At 44.3% G+C, this 18,707-nt stretch carries 16 protein-coding genes and 1 pseudogene; 3 read left to right on the forward strand and 14 right to left on the reverse strand.

Annotation, left to right across the window (positions count from 1 at the left end; all coding sequences use genetic code 11):
• Positions 1–3: 3 nt before the first annotated feature.
• From gloB to LDO37_RS13560, 3 genes and pseudogenes are all read left to right on the forward strand, one after another.
• Positions 4–762, forward strand: a complete 759-nt coding sequence (gloB, locus tag LDO37_RS13550; protein WP_126605808.1) for a hydroxyacylglutathione hydrolase — start codon at positions 4–6, stop codon at positions 760–762.
• 236 nt (positions 763–998) lie between these two features.
• Positions 999–2,408, forward strand: a pseudogene (locus tag LDO37_RS13555) (LysM peptidoglycan-binding domain-containing protein); the annotation flags it as partial.
• Positions 2,405–3,088 (forward strand): YIP1 family protein, encoded by a 684-nt coding sequence (locus tag LDO37_RS13560; RefSeq protein ID WP_126605810.1) that lies wholly within the window; start codon positions 2,405–2,407, stop codon positions 3,086–3,088. The pseudogene LDO37_RS13555 and the gene LDO37_RS13560, both read left to right, overlap by 4 nt.
• On the opposite strand, the gene LDO37_RS13565 is transcribed toward LDO37_RS13560, so the two are convergent.
• From LDO37_RS13565 to bamA, 14 genes are all read right to left on the reverse strand, one after another.
• Positions 3,047–3,919 (reverse strand): endonuclease/exonuclease/phosphatase family protein, encoded by an 873-nt coding sequence (locus tag LDO37_RS13565; protein WP_126605811.1) that lies wholly within the window; start codon positions 3,917–3,919, stop codon positions 3,047–3,049. The genes LDO37_RS13560 and LDO37_RS13565 overlap by 42 nt on opposite strands.
• A gap of 80 nt (positions 3,920–3,999) precedes the next feature.
• Positions 4,000–4,338, reverse strand: a complete 339-nt coding sequence (gene glnB / locus LDO37_RS13570; protein ID WP_101110620.1) for a nitrogen regulatory protein P-II — start codon at positions 4,336–4,338, stop codon at positions 4,000–4,002.
• Positions 4,339–4,453: 115 nt separating this feature from the next.
• Entirely contained in the window at positions 4,454–4,828 is a 375-nt protein-coding gene (locus tag LDO37_RS13575) for a hypothetical protein (RefSeq protein WP_101110621.1), read from the reverse strand.
• A 234-nt stretch (positions 4,829–5,062) separates the two neighbouring features.
• The gene (locus LDO37_RS13580) at positions 5,063–5,377 is read right to left on the reverse strand and encodes a c-type cytochrome (RefSeq protein WP_126605812.1); all 315 of its coding nucleotides are present in this window, start codon (positions 5,375–5,377) and stop codon (positions 5,063–5,065) included.
• Between the two features lie 58 nt (positions 5,378–5,435).
• Entirely contained in the window at positions 5,436–6,773 is a 1,338-nt protein-coding gene (gene tilS / locus LDO37_RS13585; protein ID WP_185829684.1) for a tRNA lysidine(34) synthetase TilS, read from the reverse strand.
• Between the two features lie 117 nt (positions 6,774–6,890).
• Entirely contained in the window at positions 6,891–7,850 is a 960-nt protein-coding gene (gene accA / locus LDO37_RS13590) for an acetyl-CoA carboxylase carboxyl transferase subunit alpha (RefSeq protein ID WP_101110623.1), read from the reverse strand.
• A 44-nt stretch (positions 7,851–7,894) separates the two neighbouring features.
• Positions 7,895–11,374, reverse strand: coding sequence for a DNA polymerase III subunit alpha (gene dnaE, locus LDO37_RS13595; RefSeq protein WP_126605813.1), 3,480 nt, complete (start codon positions 11,372–11,374; stop codon positions 7,895–7,897).
• Between the two features lie 91 nt (positions 11,375–11,465).
• Positions 11,466–12,086, reverse strand: a complete 621-nt coding sequence (rnhB, locus tag LDO37_RS13600) for a ribonuclease HII (protein ID WP_126605814.1) — start codon at positions 12,084–12,086, stop codon at positions 11,466–11,468.
• A gap of 2 nt (positions 12,087–12,088) precedes the next feature.
• On the reverse strand, positions 12,089–13,237 hold the full coding sequence (lpxB, locus tag LDO37_RS13605; RefSeq protein ID WP_126605815.1) for a lipid-A-disaccharide synthase: 1,149 nt from the start codon (positions 13,235–13,237) through the stop codon (positions 12,089–12,091).
• Between the two features lie 113 nt (positions 13,238–13,350).
• Positions 13,351–14,139 (reverse strand): acyl-ACP--UDP-N-acetylglucosamine O-acyltransferase, encoded by a 789-nt coding sequence (gene lpxA / locus LDO37_RS13610; protein WP_126605816.1) that lies wholly within the window; start codon positions 14,137–14,139, stop codon positions 13,351–13,353.
• A 1-nt stretch (position 14,140) separates the two neighbouring features.
• Entirely contained in the window at positions 14,141–14,572 is a 432-nt protein-coding gene (gene fabZ / locus LDO37_RS13615; protein ID WP_174715161.1) for a 3-hydroxyacyl-ACP dehydratase FabZ, read from the reverse strand.
• A 113-nt stretch (positions 14,573–14,685) separates the two neighbouring features.
• Positions 14,686–15,705 (reverse strand): UDP-3-O-(3-hydroxymyristoyl)glucosamine N-acyltransferase, encoded by a 1,020-nt coding sequence (gene lpxD, locus LDO37_RS13620; RefSeq protein ID WP_126605817.1) that lies wholly within the window; start codon positions 15,703–15,705, stop codon positions 14,686–14,688.
• Between the two features lie 6 nt (positions 15,706–15,711).
• The gene (locus tag LDO37_RS13625; RefSeq protein WP_126605818.1) at positions 15,712–16,221 is read right to left on the reverse strand and encodes an OmpH family outer membrane protein; all 510 of its coding nucleotides are present in this window, start codon (positions 16,219–16,221) and stop codon (positions 15,712–15,714) included.
• Between the two features lie 16 nt (positions 16,222–16,237).
• Positions 16,238–18,664, reverse strand: a complete 2,427-nt coding sequence (gene bamA, locus LDO37_RS13630; protein ID WP_126605861.1) for an outer membrane protein assembly factor BamA — start codon at positions 18,662–18,664, stop codon at positions 16,238–16,240.
• Between the last annotated feature and the right edge of the window lie 43 nt (positions 18,665–18,707).

Raw genomic sequence — 18,707 nt, forward strand, 5'->3', positions numbered from 1 at the left:
AATATGTTAACCATCAAAAGCATACCTGCATTTAGCGACAATTACATCTGGCTCATCCAAAATAACGATCAGCGTTGTGCGGTTGTCGACCCAGGCGATGCGTCTCCAGTATTGGAGCACCTAAAAACTCATGAGCTTGAACTGGAAGCCATTCTAATTACACACCATCATGGCGATCATATTGGTGGTGTATCAGACCTCATAAGGGCTTTTCCAAATTGTAAAGTCGTCGGTCCTGCCGATGAACCCATCCCTACCCTAACGACACCAGTTAAAGAAGGCGACCAAATCGAACTATTTGGAGAAAGGTTTCTCGTTTTAGATCTACCTGGACACACTTTAGGTCATATTGGTTATGTCGGCGACGGTAAATTGTTCTGTGGTGACGTCCTGTTCGCCGCAGGTTGTGGTCGAGTTTTTGAAGGCACTTTTGCTCAAATGTTTGAATCAGTTAACAAACTGTCTGCTCTGGCTCAAGAAACCAAAGTGTATTGTGCCCATGAATACACTTCATCCAATGTTTCTTTCGCGCTCGCTGTCGAACCTGATAGCCCTGAACTCCATATCTATCGCGATGAAGTCAATCGTCTAAGAGCACAAAATTTGCCAACAATCCCAACCACCATAAGCCAAGAAATGCGGACAAACCCGTTTCTTCGCATTCAAGAAGAAAGTGTGATCAAGGCCGTGTCTCATCGCACTCAAGATACGTCACCACTTGCAGTCTTTTCGGCACTTCGTGAGTGGAAGAACGAATTTTAACGATTTGATGCTTGTCACCTAGATAGAGAGACAAGTATTATCAGCAGCCATTTAATTAAAAGGCTGCATCAATGAGAGTACAGTACAGTTGGGTGTTGGCGTTATTTTTGACAGGTTGTCAGCTAACGTCGTCGGAAACACCCAATCAAACATCACCGGAAAGTAACCAAAAGGAAACTAAAGTTACTTCGACTTCTACACCGTCGGCAAGCAAACCTGTTAGCAACACCACGGCAAAAGAAACACCGGTAGTCACTCCTCAAAGTCAGCTTGATGTTTGGCAACGAATCGCCATGCAGCTTGAAATGCCTATCCCAGACCATAAAACTGTCGATTACTATCGTACATGGTACCTAAAACACCCTCGACATTTACAAACGGTCGCACAAAGAGCAGAACCATTTCTATTTCTAATTACAGAAAAAATTGAAGAACGCGGCTTACCTTTGGAGCTCGCTCTGTTGCCTGTAGTAGAAAGTTCATTTGACCCATTTGCCTACTCTCATGGCAGTGCAGCGGGCTTATGGCAGTTTGTTCCAGCTACCGGAAAAATGTACGGACTAGAGCAAAACTATTGGTACGATGGTAGACGTGATGTTACTGAGGCTACCGATGCCGCTCTGAATTACTTAGAAAACTTGAATCGACGCTTTGAGGGTAACTGGAATCACGCCATTGCCGCATACAATAGTGGTGGTGGCAGAGTATCGAGTGCCATCCGAAAGAACAAGAAAGCCAACAAACCTATCGATTTCTTTTCACTGTCTCTACCAAAAGAAACCAGTGGGTACGTACCTAAACTGCTTGCACTAGCAGACATCGTCGCTAACCAAGAAAAATACGGTATCAATATCCCGGCTATTGCGAACCAACCGGTGCTAGCACAAGTAAACCCTAAAGAACAATTGGATTTAGCCATTGCCGCAAATTATGCAGGCTTGAGTGTGGCTGAACTTCAAGGCTATAACCCGGCTTACAACCAATGGGCAACGGCTCCATCAGGACCGCACCATTTATTGATTCCCGTTGAGAAAGTAGAGCAGTTCAACCAAAAAATATCGCAAAATCGCGGTAAAGGTATGAAATTGGTTCGCCACCAAGTGAAATCCGGTGACACTTTAAGCGTGCTCGCTAAAAAATACAGCACGACGACAAAAGTCATTCAAGCGGCAAACGAGCTTTCAAGCACAAGCATTTGGGTTGGTCAGAATCTGATGATTCCTACGTCGACAAAAAACGACACCATTTACGCGCTCAGTGCTGATAACCGATTAGCAAAAACACAGTCCAAAGCTCGTGGAAAATACAAATTTAGCCACACAGTCGTATCAGGCGACAACCTTTGGTCAATTGCCAAAAAACACAAAGTTTCACATCAATCTCTCGCAAAATGGAATGGTATGGGACCACGCGATACATTGCGTATTGGTCAGAAACTGGTTGTTTGGAAAAACTCCAACGAAGGTGCAATCATCCGCCCAGTGTTCTATAAGGTGCGATCTGGCGACACCATCAGCGGTATTGCGTCTAAGTTCAAAGTCAAAACAGGCGATATTATGAAGTGGAATGATTTGAATAAATCCAAATACTTACAGCCTGGTCAAAAATTAAAGCTGTATGTTGACGTAACGAAGGTAAGTGCATGACCCCCTCTAAGAATTCATTGGTGATGTTGGTCGACATTTTCCGTTCACCAACTCAATGCTTTGCAGCTCTTTACCAAAAAGGGATATGGGGATGGCAACCTTTCATCTTTCTGCTGATTACGCCGTTTCTGTTTTGGGGTGCCTACTTCGATATCGTCGATTTTGAATGGCTAAAGTCCGAGCTCATCGCCACCATGACCATTCCACAAGACCAACAAGCTTTGCTAAACAGCGATACGCTTTTAGCGGGTGAGGTGTTGCTCGATGTCATGGGTCGTATTTTTGCCGTGTTGCTTTTAGGTTTTTGGTTTTCTTTGGCAACAAGGCAAAGCCAATACAAAATGGGTTATTGGAAGTGGGTCGCTGCAAGCTGTGTGATGCTTTTCCCTGCGGTTTTAGGGGATCTAGCAAGCTACATTAGCCTTTTAGTTAATCACGGGCACATAGTGAGTTACGCCGCTGACCTGAACAGTTTGAATGGGCTGATCAAGTTATCACCTGATCATAACTGGTATATCTTTACCAGCACCTTCCCATTGTTACTGCCTTGGTACATTGTACTGGGCTATGCCGCTCTAGGGGCTTGGACTGAGTTTGATAAAGGACAGGCACTAGCGATTGCTATCCTTCCATGGTTTTTATTCTTTGCTATGCTCGTCGGTATCGCTGTGTTTAACTAGCTTAAGCGTGACCAACATAGGATTGTGGTCAGAGGCGCCTGAAATGGGCGCCTCTGCTGTTTCTAGCGTTAATCCACGGTAATACACATGATCCAATGCCCATCCCGTAATAAACGCTAGCCGTGCATCTGGTGAAAACTTTGCTTCAGCCATTTCCAATGCTGCCATTCTTTCTTTCAGCTCCAAGGTTCGTTCTTCGCTCCAAGTATTGAAATCACCAGCAATGATCATTGGCCCCTCGTGTGACTCAACTGCCACTTTCAAAGCGTCTATCTGCGCTTCAAACTCCGTTGTACCAATTGTGAAATTAACCGCATGAATGTTCACGACCGCTAGTGTTTGACCGTTAGACAAAGGATAAGTGGAATATAAGGCTGATTTAGGTAATCTGAGCCACGGCTCTATTTGGGTATAAGCACACGCTTTTATGGGGAAGTTGGGGGCGAGATTCAAAACACCTGCACTGCTATCAAAAAGCTTAAAAGCGCTCACGTGGCTACTTGCCCAGCGATGCTTAGACAGCCATTGAATAAATTCAGCATTCAGGTTGGCTTCTTGCAGTAGCACTAAGTTCGCATGTTCCGAAAAGCGGTCGAGTGCTTGAGACCACCCTTCTCGATTTTGTTTGTAGATATTCCACACCAATAAACGAATTCTCTCATCGGAATCTAAAGGTGTGGTATTCGCATTGGTATAGCAATATTGGTCGGTACGCTGGCTGGTCGCATCGAGGGAAATGAGTATAGGCTTTTCCGGAACAGTGAACAAAATGGCATAAATACCCACTAAACAAAAGCAGCCCGCAACCACACTGAGTAACCACTTCCTCATGTTTTCTCCTAAAACCTAACGCGACTAAGCTTCAAACAAAAATGGAGCCGAAGCTCCATTTCTTTAATACTAATTTTGGTTTAGATGGCGTCTTCGTCTTCTTCACCAGTACGAATACGTACAATACGCTCAATATCCGTGATGAAAATTTTACCGTCACCGATTTTACCCGTCTGCGCCGTTTCAATAATGGTATCCACACACTGATCTGCAACGTCTTCTGAGACAACTATTTCTAGTTTTACTTTAGGCAGAAAATCAACCATATATTCCGCACCACGGTACAGCTCGGTGTGACCTTTTTGACGACCAAATCCTTTTACTTCAGATACAGTCATACCTGTGATACCGACTTCTGCCAGAGCTTCACGAACGTCATCCAACTTGAATGGCTTAATGATTGCTTCTATTTTTTTCATTGTCTTCCCTTCACGTATTCGTTTGCAGATCATTATACCCAAGTGATTTCAAGATGCTACGTCCTGCCGCCCACGCTTAGCTGTATGCCACTAAAATTTGGCAATAAGCAAATGTCTAAGCAGCGTCCATTTTCTGCATTAATCCCCAAGCAGCAAATAAGAATACGCCTATGTTTACCAACATGAGAACAAAATCTTGGAATAACAGCCCACTACCATCAAACGACAGCACACCTGAAAACAGTGTTAGCGAGGGAATAAAGAAGAGAACAGGTAGATAACCCCAAGTTCTTTGACGCCATAGCCCAACAACAGCAAGTAGCCCACTAATATAGGTTAGTGCCATTATGGTCGCTGGAATCAGCTTGAGTACAGTTTGGGAAAGAGCTTGAGTTAGGATAGGTGAATGAAAAGCTAAATAGCCAATAAGAATCAGCGCAATAATGCGTTCTGTCGAAATGCGCTTTTGTCCTGACGAATTCACATTCATGGCAACACTCCTTGTTGTCCGTTATTGTTTTTCGATAGTAACCTTTATGCCCGTATAGTTTGATACCATCTCATTTCAGTGTAGTTGGAAATGAGCTCCTTACAATAGATGGAAAAAATATAGTGACTTTCTATTGCCTACCTTTATTTATACCTTTTCTTTTATTAATAAAAATAAAAATGCCCAGTATTGAAGTCAGTACTGGGCATAAGATCACACTATCGTGTTCGAATTTCATTTAAGGCTCGAAAAGTAAGCAGCCAAGTTATCAATATCTTGATCACTGAGCCCCATTGCTTGCGCCGACATTACTGCCGCCAAGCCGCCAGTGCGTTGATTTGCTTTATACGCTTTTAGAGAACTGACTAAATACTTCTCGTTCTGACCTTTCAAATTCGGATAACCATCAATTGCTGCAATACCATCCGCACCATGACAAGCAGCACACACCACCGCTTTAGCTTTCCCAGCATTGGCATCTCCTGCGACACTGGCACCACTAAACACCATTGCGAATGCCATTGCACATCCTATTGTTACGTTTCTCATTGCTTCACCATGTATTTATTAGGGTTATAGTTTCCGCTAATTGTGGCACATTTTTCGATCAACTGATCCAAACAAGTTCACAATCCGAAGCATTAAAGCCTTGAGTAACAAATAGATTGGCAACAGCAGCAACTTTATCATCGTACATTAGAATAGGTATTTGCCTGCGCTTCCAACTCGGCACGCCATACTCTTGAAAGAGCTTTTTAAGTTTTCGGCTGCCATTTCGACCCACAGGCTTGGCGCTGAGCCCTTGAGGACAGAAGTGCACTGTCACTTTTTCTGATGGAAGTGGAAGGCGCAGTGAAAGCGAGCTTACTGAAACAGAGTTGCCCTGTGATGTATTGAGGTCGCTTGTACCCAGTGTTAATTCACCAAGGGTATAGGGAAGAAGCAACGTCTTCCCAACGCTTAGCTCTTCACACCAATCAGAAAGATCATGTTCAGGGGGCACTAGATAAAGGCGATGGTCATATCGGCGTATTTCTCCAGATGGCAAAGACAAACTTGGATTGGCATCTTTTTGACTGCACGCCACATTTTGCCAGATGACCTGCAATTGTTTTCTTGACGGCATTTTGGCGCCAGAATACTCAAGCCACATTCGGATCAATTGCGCTCTGGCGAGTTCACTCTGTTCAGAAAGCTTACCAATGCTTAAGCTACCATCATGAAACAGAGCATCCGATAGATTCTGGCTCAAGAGCTCTTCAAGGAGATTTTGTTGATCGGCGCACAATTGAGCACTTCGCTGAACAGATTTTTCAAAACCAGACCAGCGGTTAGCAAGCTCAGGGACAACTCGGTGGCGTAAGAAATTGCGATCAAACTGAGTGTCATCATTGCTTTCATCATGATTCCAACTCAGTTTGTGTTCGAGGGCATACTGTTCGATATCTTGGCGAGAAACACTGAGTAGAGGACGTAAAATCTCCCCTTCTCCAAATGAAGCAATGCGCGGCATACCTGATAAACCCTTTGGACCACTTCCTCGTTTTAAGGCCAGCAGAAACGTTTCCGTTTGATCGCTCATATGCTGCCCCGTCAACAGAACATCATTATGACCGACGTATCGACGAAGAACATCATACCTTGCTTCGCGGGCCAATTCCTCGACACTCCTACCCGATTCAATATCTAACACAACTCTTTCAGCAAAAAACGGAACGTTGGCTTTTTCACACCAAGCCTGACAATTTTTTTGCCAGTCATCAGCGTTGCTGCTCAAGCCATGATGGACATGAACGGCTTTGGTTTTGATGTGATGAGATTCAACCATGTGACTCAGTAGATGCAGCATTACGCGTGAGTCCATCCCACCACTTAAGGCAAGGATAATCGTTGTCTCAGGTGAGGTATGTTTCAGTATTTGTTGGTTGAATTCGTTTTGTAACACGTTTGTCCCAATAAAAAAGCGAGCCTAATGCTCGCTTTATTCTACCTTAATCTGCTAACTCACAGTAACTATGGCTTATTAACCAGTAACTGTAGTTCTTAGCAATAACCGTAGCTCTTAACAATAACCATAGCTCATTAAGCGTTGGTAACGACGCTCAAGTAGGGTTTCTTCATCAAGATGGTCAAGCTCGTCAAGTTGCTTAACAAGCATCGCCTTCATGTTTTCAGCCATTTTTAGCTTGTCGCGGTGTGCGCCACCTAGAGGCTCTTCGATGATCTCATCGATCAGCTTCAATTCCTTAAGGCGAGGAGCAACAAGACCCATTGCTTCGGCGGCCTGAGGTGCTTTATCTGAATCACGCCATAAGATAGAAGCACAACCTTCCGGTGAAATAACAGCGTATGTTGAGTATTGAAGCATGTTCACGTAGTCACCGACACCAATAGCCAATGCACCACCAGAACCACCTTCACCCACAACGTTACAAATGACGGGTACTTTAAGACCAGACATCACTTTTAGGTTTTTAGCGATAGCTTCTGATTGCCCGCGCTCTTCGGCACCAACACCTGGGTATGCACCCGCGGTATCGATAAACGTGATGATTGGCATTTTGAAGCGCTCTGCTGTTTCCATAAGGCGAAGTGCTTTACGGTAACCTTCAGGCTTTGGCATACCAAAGTTGCGGATCACTTTTTCTTTTGTCTCACGCCCTTTTTGATGACCAATGATCATCACTGGACGTCCTTCTAAACGAGCGATACCACCAACGATGGCTTTATCATCTGCATAAGCGCGGTCACCAGCAAGCTCATCAAACTCTGTAAATACGTTTTCCACGTAATCCAGTGTATAAGGGCGCTGAGGGTGACGAGCTAGCTGAGCTACCTGCCATGCGCCTAGATCGCTGAAGATTTTCTTTTTCAGTTCTAAACTTTTGTCTTCAAGTTGTTTGATTTCTTTATCTAGATCAACTGAAGCATCCCCGCCATGACGAGATACGTCACGCAATGCTTCAATTTTTGCTTCCAGTTCAGCGATAGGCTTTTCAAATTCAAGAAAGTTTAGGCTCATCTATGAATCCTTATTGGTCAACTGCGTACCATTTCGCAGCTGAATTAGTTAAATTCGAGTTCTACCTGGCTATGACCAAGCAGCTCCTTTAAATCGTCTAGTAATGTATCTGCTGGCGTTACTCGCCATTCCACGCCCAGTGCTAAACGGGCTCGCGCATCGCTGCGCTGATAATATACATTAACTGGCACTGTTCCCGCTCGGTGCGGCTCCAATATTTGATTGAAGCGTTCAAAGAAATGTTCATCAATTTGTTGTTCTTGTATAGAAACGGACAAACCACGAGCGTATTTTTCACGCGCATTTCCGAGATCCATAACCTCGCGCGCGGACATTTTAAGCCCACCGTTAAAGTCATCAAAGCTGACCTGTCCGGAAATGACCAAAATTTTATCTTTTTCAAGCAGTTCTGCATATCTTTCGAGCGCATCTGAGAACAACATCACTTCCATGCGCCCAGAGCGATCATCCAGTGTCATAAGCCCAATGCGCGTACCGCGTTTGGTTGTCATAACACGTGCGGCAATCACTAACCCTGAAATGGTTAAAGATTGGTCACGGCGAGTTGGTTGCGCATCTTTAAGTCGACAACTGGTGTACTTACCGAGTTCCTTTAAATAGGCATTAATTGGGTGCCCGGTCAAATACAGACCCAAGGTTTCACGCTCCCCTTCTAGCCAAACTTTTTCTGGCCATGCGGGAACTTGGGTATATTTCGTTTCAACATCTTCGGGTGCATCCGTTAGGACACCAAACATATCAACCTGACCAAACGATTCCGCTTGATGGTGTTGGCTCGCGGCTTTCACTGCATCATTGAGCGATGCCATCATGGCTGCTCTATGTGGACCGAGTCTATCCAACGCACCGGCATAAATCAGTTTTTCGATAACACGTTTGTTGACTTTTTTAAGGTCGATACGAGCACAAAAATCGAAAAGATCTTTAAAATAACCGCCCTTTTCACGTGCTTCAATAATGTTATCGATGGGTCCTTCACCAACACCTTTAATGGCTCCAATACCATAAACGATGGCACCGGTTTCATCGACATTAAACCGATATAAACCAGCATTGATGTCTGGTGGTAACAGAGTCAGCTTCATTCTTATGCATTCATCTACCAAACCGACAACTTTTTCTGTGTTATCCATATCAGCAGTCATTACTGCCGCCATGAATTCCGCTGGATAATGCTTTTTCAACCAAAGCGTCTGGTAAGAAACCAACGCGTAAGCAGCTGAGTGAGATTTGTTAAAACCGTAACCTGCAAATTTCTCTACCAAGTCGAAGATCTTCATGGCGAGTTCGCCATCGACCCCATTCTTTATGGCGCCTTCTTCGAAAATGGCACGTTGTTTGGCCATTTCTTCTGGTTTTTTCTTACCCATCGCTCGGCGAAGCATGTCGGCGCCGCCTAGCGTATAACCCGCCAAGATCTGGGCAATCTGCATCACCTGCTCTTGATACAGGATGATGCCGTAAGTCGGTTCCAGCGTCTCTTTCAGCGTTTCGTGCTGCCATGTTTCATCTGGATAAGAGATGGCTTCACGTCCGTGTTTACGGTCGATGAAGTTATCTACCATGCCCGATTGAAGCGGTCCCGGCCGGAACAGGGCTACCAATGCGATTATGTCTTCAAAACAGTCGGGTTGAAGCCGTTTGATCAGATCTTTCATACCGCGAGATTCCAGCTGGAATACCGCGGTAGTCTCGGAGTTTTGTAACAATTTAAATGACGGTTGGTCGTTAAGAGGGATAGATTCTATACGGACTTTTTCTTTGCCTTCACGCTCCAATCGAGGGTTAATTAGGCCAAGCGCCCAATCGATGATGGTCAGCGTTCGTAGCCCCAAGAAGTCAAACTTAACCAAACCTGCCGTTTCTACGTCGTTCTTATCAAACTGAGTTACAGGGAAGTTACCCTCAGCATCGCAGTAGATAGGAGCAAAGTCGGTAATGGTCGTTGGTGAAATAACAACACCACCGGCATGCTTACCCGCGTTTCGAGTACAGCCTTCTAAAATACGACACATGTCGATGAGTTCTTTTACTTCCTCATCGGCTTCATAAATCTCGGGAAGTTGTGGCTCTGCAACAAATGCTTTCTCTAGCGTCATCCCAGGGTCAGGTGGAACAAGTTTCGATATTCGGTCAACAAATCCATATGGGTGACCAAGCACACGCCCCACATCTCGAATAACCGCTTTTGCAGCCATGGTACCGAATGTAATGATCTGCGATACCGCATCACGACCGTACATTTCAGCCACGTGATCAATAACTTGATCACGCTTATCCATACAAAAATCGATATCGAAATCGGGCATGGATACACGTTCTGGGTTGAGGAAACGTTCGAATAGAAGATCGTATTCTAATGGGTCGAGATCGGTAATATCCAACGCGTAAGCCACAAGCGACCCTGCACCAGAACCTCGCCCAGGTCCAACGGGTACATCATTGTCTTTCGACCACTGGATGAATTCCATAACAATAAGGAAGTAACCAGGGAACCCCATTTTGTTGACAACGTCGAGCTCTATCTCTAGGCGTTCATCGTATTCTGGACGGCGTTTGAGGCGTTCATCTTCATCGGGGAAGAGAAAAGCCAATCGCCGCTCTAAGCCTTCTTGCGATTTCTTAACCAGAAAGTCTTCGATCGCCATACCTTCAGTAGGAAAGTTTGGCAGAAAATATTCGCCTAAACGCACGGTTACGTTACAGCGTTTGGCAATTTCTACGCTGTTTTCTAGTGCTTCAGGTATATCTGAAAACAGCTCACACATTTCCTCTTCACTACGAAGGTACTGCTGTGGGCTGTAGTTTTTAGGTCTACGAGGGTCCTCGAGTGTGAAACCATCGTGAATGGCAACGCGAATCTCATGTGCATCAAACTGATCTTCAGTAATGAATACCACTTCGTTGGTCGCAACAACGGGCAATTCTGCTTGCTCAGCAAGTTCTAAAGCAAAATGCAGATAACTTTCTTCATCAGGTCGACCTGTACGGGTGAGTTCCAAATAGAAGCGGTCTGGAAAGTAAGTTTGATAAAATTCAACACATTCAGATACAAGAGCAGTATTGCCTTTCAGTAAAGCACGGCCAATTTCACCAACACGCCCACCTGAAAGTACGATAAGACCTTCGCTGTATTTCGCCAGCCATTCTTTTTCTATAACCGGCTGGTGCTGTACATGACCACGTTGGTACGCATCTGAGATCAACAAAGTCAGATTTTTATAACCCGTGTTATCCGTTGCCAATACCGTCATTTTTGTGAGTTCATCACCAAATTCATCCGACTGCATTGTGAAATCTGCCCCGATGATAGGCTTGATACCATTCCCATGCGCCGTATTATAAAATTTCACTAAACCACAAAGGTTTGTAAAATCTGTCAGCGCCATTGCAGGCATCCCGTATTCAGCCACTTTTTTGACTATAGGTGGCACTTTAGAAAGGCCATCGACCATAGAGAAGTCACTGTGAATACGTAGGTGTACAAATTTCGGGTCAGACATTAATCAGATCCTGATGCTCAGATTACTTAGATATTTCGTGAGGGTTAAACCCACTTGCGTACATGATACTTGAATCCAAAAACAAGAGAAGCTATTCGATCCCAAGTGCGCGTTTTACAGGCTTAAAGCTCTTTCTGTGCTCAGCTATAACACCGTGTTTTTCGATTGCTTCAAAATGCGCCTTGGTCGGATACCCTTTGTGATTTGCAAATCCAAATTCTGGGTGTCTTTTATCAAGCTCTTCCATCTCACTATCTCGTACTACTTTGGCGATAATGGATGCAGCACTGATTTCCGCTACTCTTAAATCGCCTTTTACTACAGCTAGACCAGCCATAGGTAACTCAGGGACACGATTACCATCAATAAGCGCGAAGCTCGGTTGTGTATCCAATCCTGCAATGGCTCGTTGCATTGCTACCATCGTGGCTTGCAAAATATTCAGTTCATCTATCTCTTCTGGAGAACAACGACCTACTGCCCAAGCCAGTGCTTTTTCTTTGATTTCAGGGAAAAGCGCTTGGCGTTTTTTCTCAGACAATTTCTTTGAATCGGTCAGTCCTTCAATGGGGTTGTTAGGATCTAAAATAACCGCAGCAGTCACTACGTCACCAACCAATGGACCACGACCGACTTCGTCTACACCCGCGAAAAGCTGATAACCCGTAGGGTATTCAAATGGAGGAAAGTCTTGCGTTGCTTTCTTAGGCATAATTATTTTCCAATTAAATTGAGAACGGCAGTAGCGGCTTGATGATCGGCATCTTTTTTAATCCACTGGTGCATCTCTGTAAATTCGCTGATTAAAGCTTGGTTGTCACCAAACAAGGCTTTTTCAATTTCAGGATACAAAAAGTCTGGGTGGCACCCATCAAGAATGAATTCTTTCACCAACTCTTTACCTGCCAGTATATTGGGTAGAGAAACAAATTCTGTAATCGCCAACTTCTGAACTATCCAACCTGTCAGTCTATTTACTTTGTAGCCGACAACCATAGGGCGCTTAAGTAGCATGCACTCTAAACTTACTGTGCCAGAAGCAAGTAATACTGCATCAGACGCCGTAATCACATTTCGAGCTGTATCTTGAACAATGACAAAGTTGAGTTCGGGAGCGATGTCTTTCCAGATCTGTTCAAATTGCGCTTTTCGCTTTTCGTTTACAGCGGCAACAACAAAACCAACATCGGGATGTTTTTGATTAAGGCGTTTACACGTTTCGATAAACGGCTTAGCAATCAAACCTACTTCCCCTCCTCGGCTACCAGGCAATACGGCTAACCAAGTTTTATCTTGCTCAAGCTCGAGATGCGCTCTTGCTTCTTTTTTATCGGGCTGAAGGGGGATCGCGTCTGCGAGTGTATGACCGACAAATTCGCAGGCTACGTTGTATTTGTCGTAAAAAGCTTTCTCGAATGGCAGGAAAGCCAAAACCAAATCCGTTGCGGCATCAATTTTAAAAATTCGCTTTGGACGCCAAGCCCATACAGATGGACTGACATAATGGACAGTCTTAATCCCTGCTTTCTTGAGGCTCAATTCCAATCGCAAGTTAAAGTCAGGCGCGTCTATACCAATGAACACATCCGGTGGGTTTTGCGTAAAGTGCTTTACTAGATCCGCTTTTACTTTCAAAAGCCGAGGCAAGCGCCCTAATACTTCTACAAGCCCCATCACGGCTAGCTCTTCCATCTCAAACAGAGATTCGCAGCCCAACGCCTTCATTTTGGGTCCGCCAATACCGACAAATTCGGCATCTGGATATTGCCTTTTCATCGCTTCCATAAGACCAGCACCTAACGTATCACCAGATAATTCACCAGCAACGATGCCAACTCTTAACGGACCAGTACCTGAAGTCATATTTCACCCAAAGCCAAATTTTCACACTTAAAAATACAAAAAGATCGCTAAAAACAGCGATCTTTTCAGTGGTCAGTACAATCAACGCACTTATATAGCCGATCGGGTTGACCCTATCGAATAATCCCACGTTGCGAGTTACCTAAGAAATCCAAAAACTGCTGTACAGCTTTAAACTCATCCGCTTCTTTTGCAATCTCTGTTTTCGCTTCTTCAAGCGTCAGTCCATTACGGTAAAGGGACTTATAAGCCCGGCGAATAGCATGGATTTCTTTTTTCTCGAACCCTCGGCGTTTCAGCCCTTCGATATTGATACCAAAAGGTTTACAGTGATTCCCTTGCGCCATAACAAAAGGTGGTACGTCTTGTACAACAATGGATCCGCCGCCAACAAAGCAGTGAGCACCCAACGTACAAAATTGGTGAACCGGAGAAAGGGCAGTTAGAATCACGTAGTCTTCGACTGTAACATGACCCGCTAATGTCGCATTGTTACCTAGAATAACGTTATCACCCACAATACAATCATGAGCAATATGGGCGTTAACACAGAATAGGTTATCACTACCAACGCGAGTTTCACCCTTATCCTGAACTGTGCCACGGTGCATTTGTACACTTTCTCGAATAACGTTGCGGTCGCCAACAATCAAACGAGTATCTTCGCCGCTGTATTTTTTGTCCTGACATTCTTCACCTACGATCGCATAGGGGAAGATTCGGTTTTCATTACCGATGATTGTCGGACCTTTAATCACAACATGAGACATAATCTCGTTGTTTTCACCAATTTCGATATCACCCGAAATATAAGTGAATGGCCCTACCGTTGTGCCAGCACCGATACGAACATTACCTTCAATAACCGCACTAGGATGAATAGAGGCAGATTCATGAATCATATTAAAATTCTCTACGAGCACATTTCAGCTCAGCAGAACACACTACCTTGCCGTCCACCGTCGCTTTACCATTAAACGCAGCAATACCGCGACGCTCTTTCAAAAATTCAACTTCAATCAACATTTGATCGCCTGGCATCACAGGTGCACGGAACTTTGCGCCGTCAACACTAGCAAAGTAGTACAGTTCGTTTTCCGCAGGAGCACCAAATGTTTTAAATGCGAGTAGCCCCGTTGCCTGAGCCATTGCTTCAAGAATTAATACGCCTGGAAATACAGGCAATTGTGGGAAATGACCGGTGAACTGAGGTTCGTTCACTGACACATTTTTCAAGCCTACTAGGTACTTACCTTCTTCGTAGTCAGTAACACGATCAATCATCAGGAAAGGGTAGCGATGTGGAAGAAGTGTTTGAATCTCCGTGATGTCCATCGTTTTCTTTTCAGTAGTCAAAGTCATATTCCTATCAATTTTCAAATTCAATTCATCGTTAGATAAACGAATGAAAGCCCGCAGTGCGCAGGCTTTAAGTTAAACGTTTCGTGTCAGGATTTTAGCTCTTTCTCGACAGATTTCAGTCTTCTGTCTAGTTCCGCAATCTTGTGTACACGTGGCACCATTTTACGCCATTCTTTATTCGGTTGCACCGGGACACCTGAAGAGAAAACACCTTTTTCTTCAATGTCACGCATCACCATGGACATACCAGTAACAACCACTTGATCGACAATCGTAATGTGACCATTAACAACCGCACCGCCGCCAAACTGACAGTACTTACCAATCTGAGTGCTGCCTGCGACTATCACTGCTCCCGCCATTGCGGTGCCATAACCGACATGGACGTTATGAGCAATTTGGATCTGGTTATCTAGAACAACGTTGTCTTCTATTACGGTATCGTCCAGTGTACCACGGTCTATAGTAGTACATGCTCCGATCTCTACGCGGTCTCCGATACGAACACCGCCAACTTGAGGGATTTTTATCCACTCACCTTTTTCGTTGGCGTTGCCAAATCCATCGGATCCAATCACAGCATTAGCTTGAATTAAGCAATCCGAACCGATCGTTACATCATGGTATACGCTAACATTCGACCAAAGTTTGGTATTTGAACCTATTGAGGTATTTTTACCAACGAAACATCCAGCGCCAATCACAGCGTTATCGCCAAGACACACACCAGATTCAATCACTGCATTAGCTCCGACAGATACGTTTTCACCTAATGAAACCGATTCGTCAATAACCGCTGTTTTATGAATATTGGAAGCTGGTGAAGGTGTCGTATCAAGCACTTGGGCGATACGGGCGTACGCTACGTATGGGTCTTCAACGACGATTGAATTACCCGAGTAATGCTCCAGATCGGACTCACGTAATAAAATAGCATCCGCTTTACACTGATCGAGTGATTTTCTGAATTTGGGACTAGAAAGAAAAGAAAGCTGACCTTGACCAGCTTTGTCCATGGCAGCAAACTCGGAAACGGCAATGCTGCCGTCTCCGTGTAACTCACCACCTGCAATTTTCGCGATTTCTGCAAGGGTTAATGTTGTCATATATTCTTATTTAAGTTGTTCAATTACTTTTTTAGACAGGTTCAATTCTGGTTTTGCGTATTGGAGTGAAGTAGCATCAATCACTACGTCAAAGCCTTCTTTCTCTGCTACTTTTGCAATTGTATCTTGAATCAGCTTAAGCAGTTTTTGTCTTTCTTGCGCTTCGCGCTTTTGACCATTTTGCTCTAGTGATTGCGCTTTAATTTTGTATTCAGCCTGAAGTTGACCAATTTCAATCTGCAGTTTACGAAGACCATCTTCACCAAGTAATTCACCATCACGGCGACCTTGTTCGATTTTCGTTTTCAGCTTCGCTTCAAGTGATTGTAGCTCTGCGTTTTGGTCTTTAAATTCAGCCTGAAGTTTTTGTAAAACAGATTCACGCTGAGGGAGAGCCTGGAAAATCTGCGCAGTATTTACATAACCCACTTTTTGAGCCGCTTCTGCAGCATTGGCAAAAAAAGATGTACCCAGTAAGGCTAGGCTAAGTGCAGCTGCTTTTAACGTTGTTTTCAAAATTCTCTCCTAAGTATTAGAAAGTTCGACCGATTGTAAAGGTAAAGACTTCATCTTTATCCCCTTCGAATTTTTTGATTGGCTTCGCAAGAGAGAAAACCAACGGTCCCATTGGTGACATCCATTGTAAGGCGACACCTGCAGACATTCGATAATTTGTCGGGTCGGAGTAATCATAGTAATAAGAATCACCAGCACTTACACCAGTGTCTGGATCAAGATAGTTAAATTCTGTATCCCACACACTTGCTGCATCAATAAACGCACTGGTGCGTATTTGGCTACGTGCTTCATCTGATGCAAATGGGGTTGGGAAGATCAATTCCATGCTTGCAAGTGCAATCGCATTACCCCCAACGGCATCGTCTGTCACTGTGTACTGGGAATTGTTACCACCCGTGTGGTTTTCATTGTACACAGCCTTCGGACCTGCGCTATTGGATCGGAATCCGCGTAACGAACTAAAGCCGCCCGCGTAGAAGTTTTCGTAGAATGGGAACAAGTTATCGTTGTCGCCATTCTTGCCGTAGCCATTTCCGTAACCTAACCGCCCACGCAATAATAGAGTAAACTCATGCTTTTTTGTCAGAGGGATGTACTGTCTCACATCGTATTGAAGCTTGAAGTACTGAACATCAGAACCTGGCACCGTCATTTTGTAGAATGCACGCTGATGGTTACCTGCTGTCGGGAAAAACCCTCGGTTTAGGTTATTTCGTGTCCAAGACAGAGAAAAATCAAAGTCGTTTACGTTCAGGCTTCGATCATTTTTGTCCAAATTGTCTTCTTGCGCCTGCAAGAACTTTTCAATTTGTACGTACTCATCCAAGTTGGAAATTCGGTTGTGCGTATAACCCGCACCAATTTCAAAAAAGTTAAGTTCGTCGAATGGGAAACCCCAAGTTAAACGTGTGCCGTAACTTTCGTTGGTATAGTCTACGATGCCCGCTTCAGAGGCTTCGAACTGATTGTAGAAAATCTTACCACCCAGGCTGACACCATCAAGGTTCCAGTATGGATCTCGGTATTCAAGGCTTACGTTCTTACGGAATTTGTTGGTGGATGCGTTGATACCAACGCGGTTACCGCTACCAATAAAGTTATCTTGCTGCAGACCAAGTTGGAAACTGATTCCCGACTCCGTACCGTATCCTACCCCGAAGTTAATGCTTCCGGAGTTTGCTTCTTTCACGTTATAGACCAAATCAACTTGATCTTCCGTGCCGGGCACACGTACTGTTTGAACATCGACCGTTTCAAAAAAGCCCAAGCGATTCAAACGGCTTTTACCGGTATCAATGGCTTTCGAGTTTAACCAACTGCCTTCCATTTGACGCATTTCGCGGCGAAGTACCTCATCACGCGTTGCGTTGTTACCCGTAAATCGAATATCACGAACATAAATTCGTTTGCCAGCCTCTACATTCACAACAAGTGAAACTTGCTTATTTTCGTCATCAAATTCTGGAATGGTCCTAACTTGAGGATATGCATAGCCGGACTCACCCAATACGCGCTTAACATTTTCTTCGAGTGATGTTACGGCGCTGCCATTATAAATATCACCAGCAGCGAAAGGAACCATCTTGTCGAATTCTGCTTCCTTATCGATGAGCTCGCCTCGGAACTTTACAGATTCGACAGCATAAGGTTCGCCTTCATCCAGTGTTAGGGTGATATACACGCCTTTTTTATCTGGAGAAATAGAAACCTGAGTGTCGGAAACTTGGAACTTTAAGTAACCCTGGTTGAGATAAAATGTACGTAATGCTTCTAAGTCACCTGCCAATACTTGCTTCTGGTATTTCTCATCAGCTAAGAAATTCCACCATGGCACGTCAACTCTTAGGTTAAAGCGAGAGCGGAGATCTTCGTCATTAAATACCGAGTTACCGATAAAGTTAATCTGCTGAATTTTCGCTGACACACCTTCGGTAAAAACAAATTTTAAGTCAGAACGATTCCGAGGTAACGGTGTTACAACCGCTTTTACTTCGGCGTTGTATTTACCGACGCTGTAGTAAAAATCTTCTAAACCTTTTTCTATGTTACTTAAAGTTGTTCGGTCAAGCGCTTCACCAATACGAATCCCAGAAGCATCTAGGTTTTCTTTCAGCTGCTCTTCTTTAATGGCTTTGTTACCAGAGAACGAGATGTTCGCAATGGTTGGACGCTCCTTCACTTCGATAACCAACACATTGTTGTCTTTGAGAACCCTGACATCTTCGTAATTGCCAGAGTCGTATAAGGATTTGATGATCTTTGCCACATCTTGCTGATCAACAGTATCACCAATACGAATAGGCATCTTGAGGAGTGCTGCCCCCAACGCTACGCGCTGTAGACCTTCAATTTTGATGTCTTCTACGACAAATTTTTCTGCACCATTCACCACTGTGCTCGATAGCAACAGAGAGGTGAGCAATAAATGCTTGATCGCCATATCTATTCTGATTATTCCTTGCAACTTCTTATTCTTTGCCATC

This window comes from Vibrio penaeicida, assembly GCF_019977755.1.
Lineage (GTDB): Bacteria > Pseudomonadota > Gammaproteobacteria > Enterobacterales > Vibrionaceae > Vibrio > Vibrio penaeicida.

Bases quoted from the DNA above. Each gene is read 5' to 3' on its own strand.
- bamA (WP_126605861.1), bottom strand. From the start codon at position 18,664: ATGGCGATCAAGCATTTATTGCTCACCTCTCTGTTGCTATCGAGCACA.
- LDO37_RS13565 (WP_126605811.1), bottom strand. From the start codon at position 3,919: ATGAGGAAGTGGTTACTCAGTGTGGTTGCGGGCTGCTTTTGTTTAGTG.
- LDO37_RS13560 (WP_126605810.1), top strand. From the start codon at position 2,405: ATGACCCCCTCTAAGAATTCATTGGTGATGTTGGTCGACATTTTCCGT.
- glnB (WP_101110620.1), bottom strand. From the start codon at position 4,338: ATGAAAAAAATAGAAGCAATCATTAAGCCATTCAAGTTGGATGACGTT.
- LDO37_RS13580 (WP_126605812.1), bottom strand. From the start codon at position 5,377: ATGAGAAACGTAACAATAGGATGTGCAATGGCATTCGCAATGGTGTTT.
- lpxD (WP_126605817.1), bottom strand. From the start codon at position 15,705: ATGACAACATTAACCCTTGCAGAAATCGCGAAAATTGCAGGTGGTGAG.
- accA (WP_101110623.1), bottom strand. From the start codon at position 7,850: ATGAGCCTAAACTTTCTTGAATTTGAAAAGCCTATCGCTGAACTGGAA.
- lpxB (WP_126605815.1), bottom strand. From the start codon at position 13,237: ATGACTTCAGGTACTGGTCCGTTAAGAGTTGGCATCGTTGCTGGTGAA.
- LDO37_RS13575 (WP_101110621.1), bottom strand. From the start codon at position 4,828: ATGAATGTGAATTCGTCAGGACAAAAGCGCATTTCGACAGAACGCATT.
- rnhB (WP_126605814.1), bottom strand. From the start codon at position 12,086: ATGCCTAAGAAAGCAACGCAAGACTTTCCTCCATTTGAATACCCTACG.
- dnaE (WP_126605813.1), bottom strand. From the start codon at position 11,374: ATGTCTGACCCGAAATTTGTACACCTACGTATTCACAGTGACTTCTCT.
- lpxA (WP_126605816.1), bottom strand. From the start codon at position 14,139: ATGATTCATGAATCTGCCTCTATTCATCCTAGTGCGGTTATTGAAGGT.
- fabZ (WP_174715161.1), bottom strand. From the start codon at position 14,572: ATGGACATCACGGAGATTCAAACACTTCTTCCACATCGCTACCCTTTC.
- gloB (WP_126605808.1), top strand. From the start codon at position 4: ATGTTAACCATCAAAAGCATACCTGCATTTAGCGACAATTACATCTGG.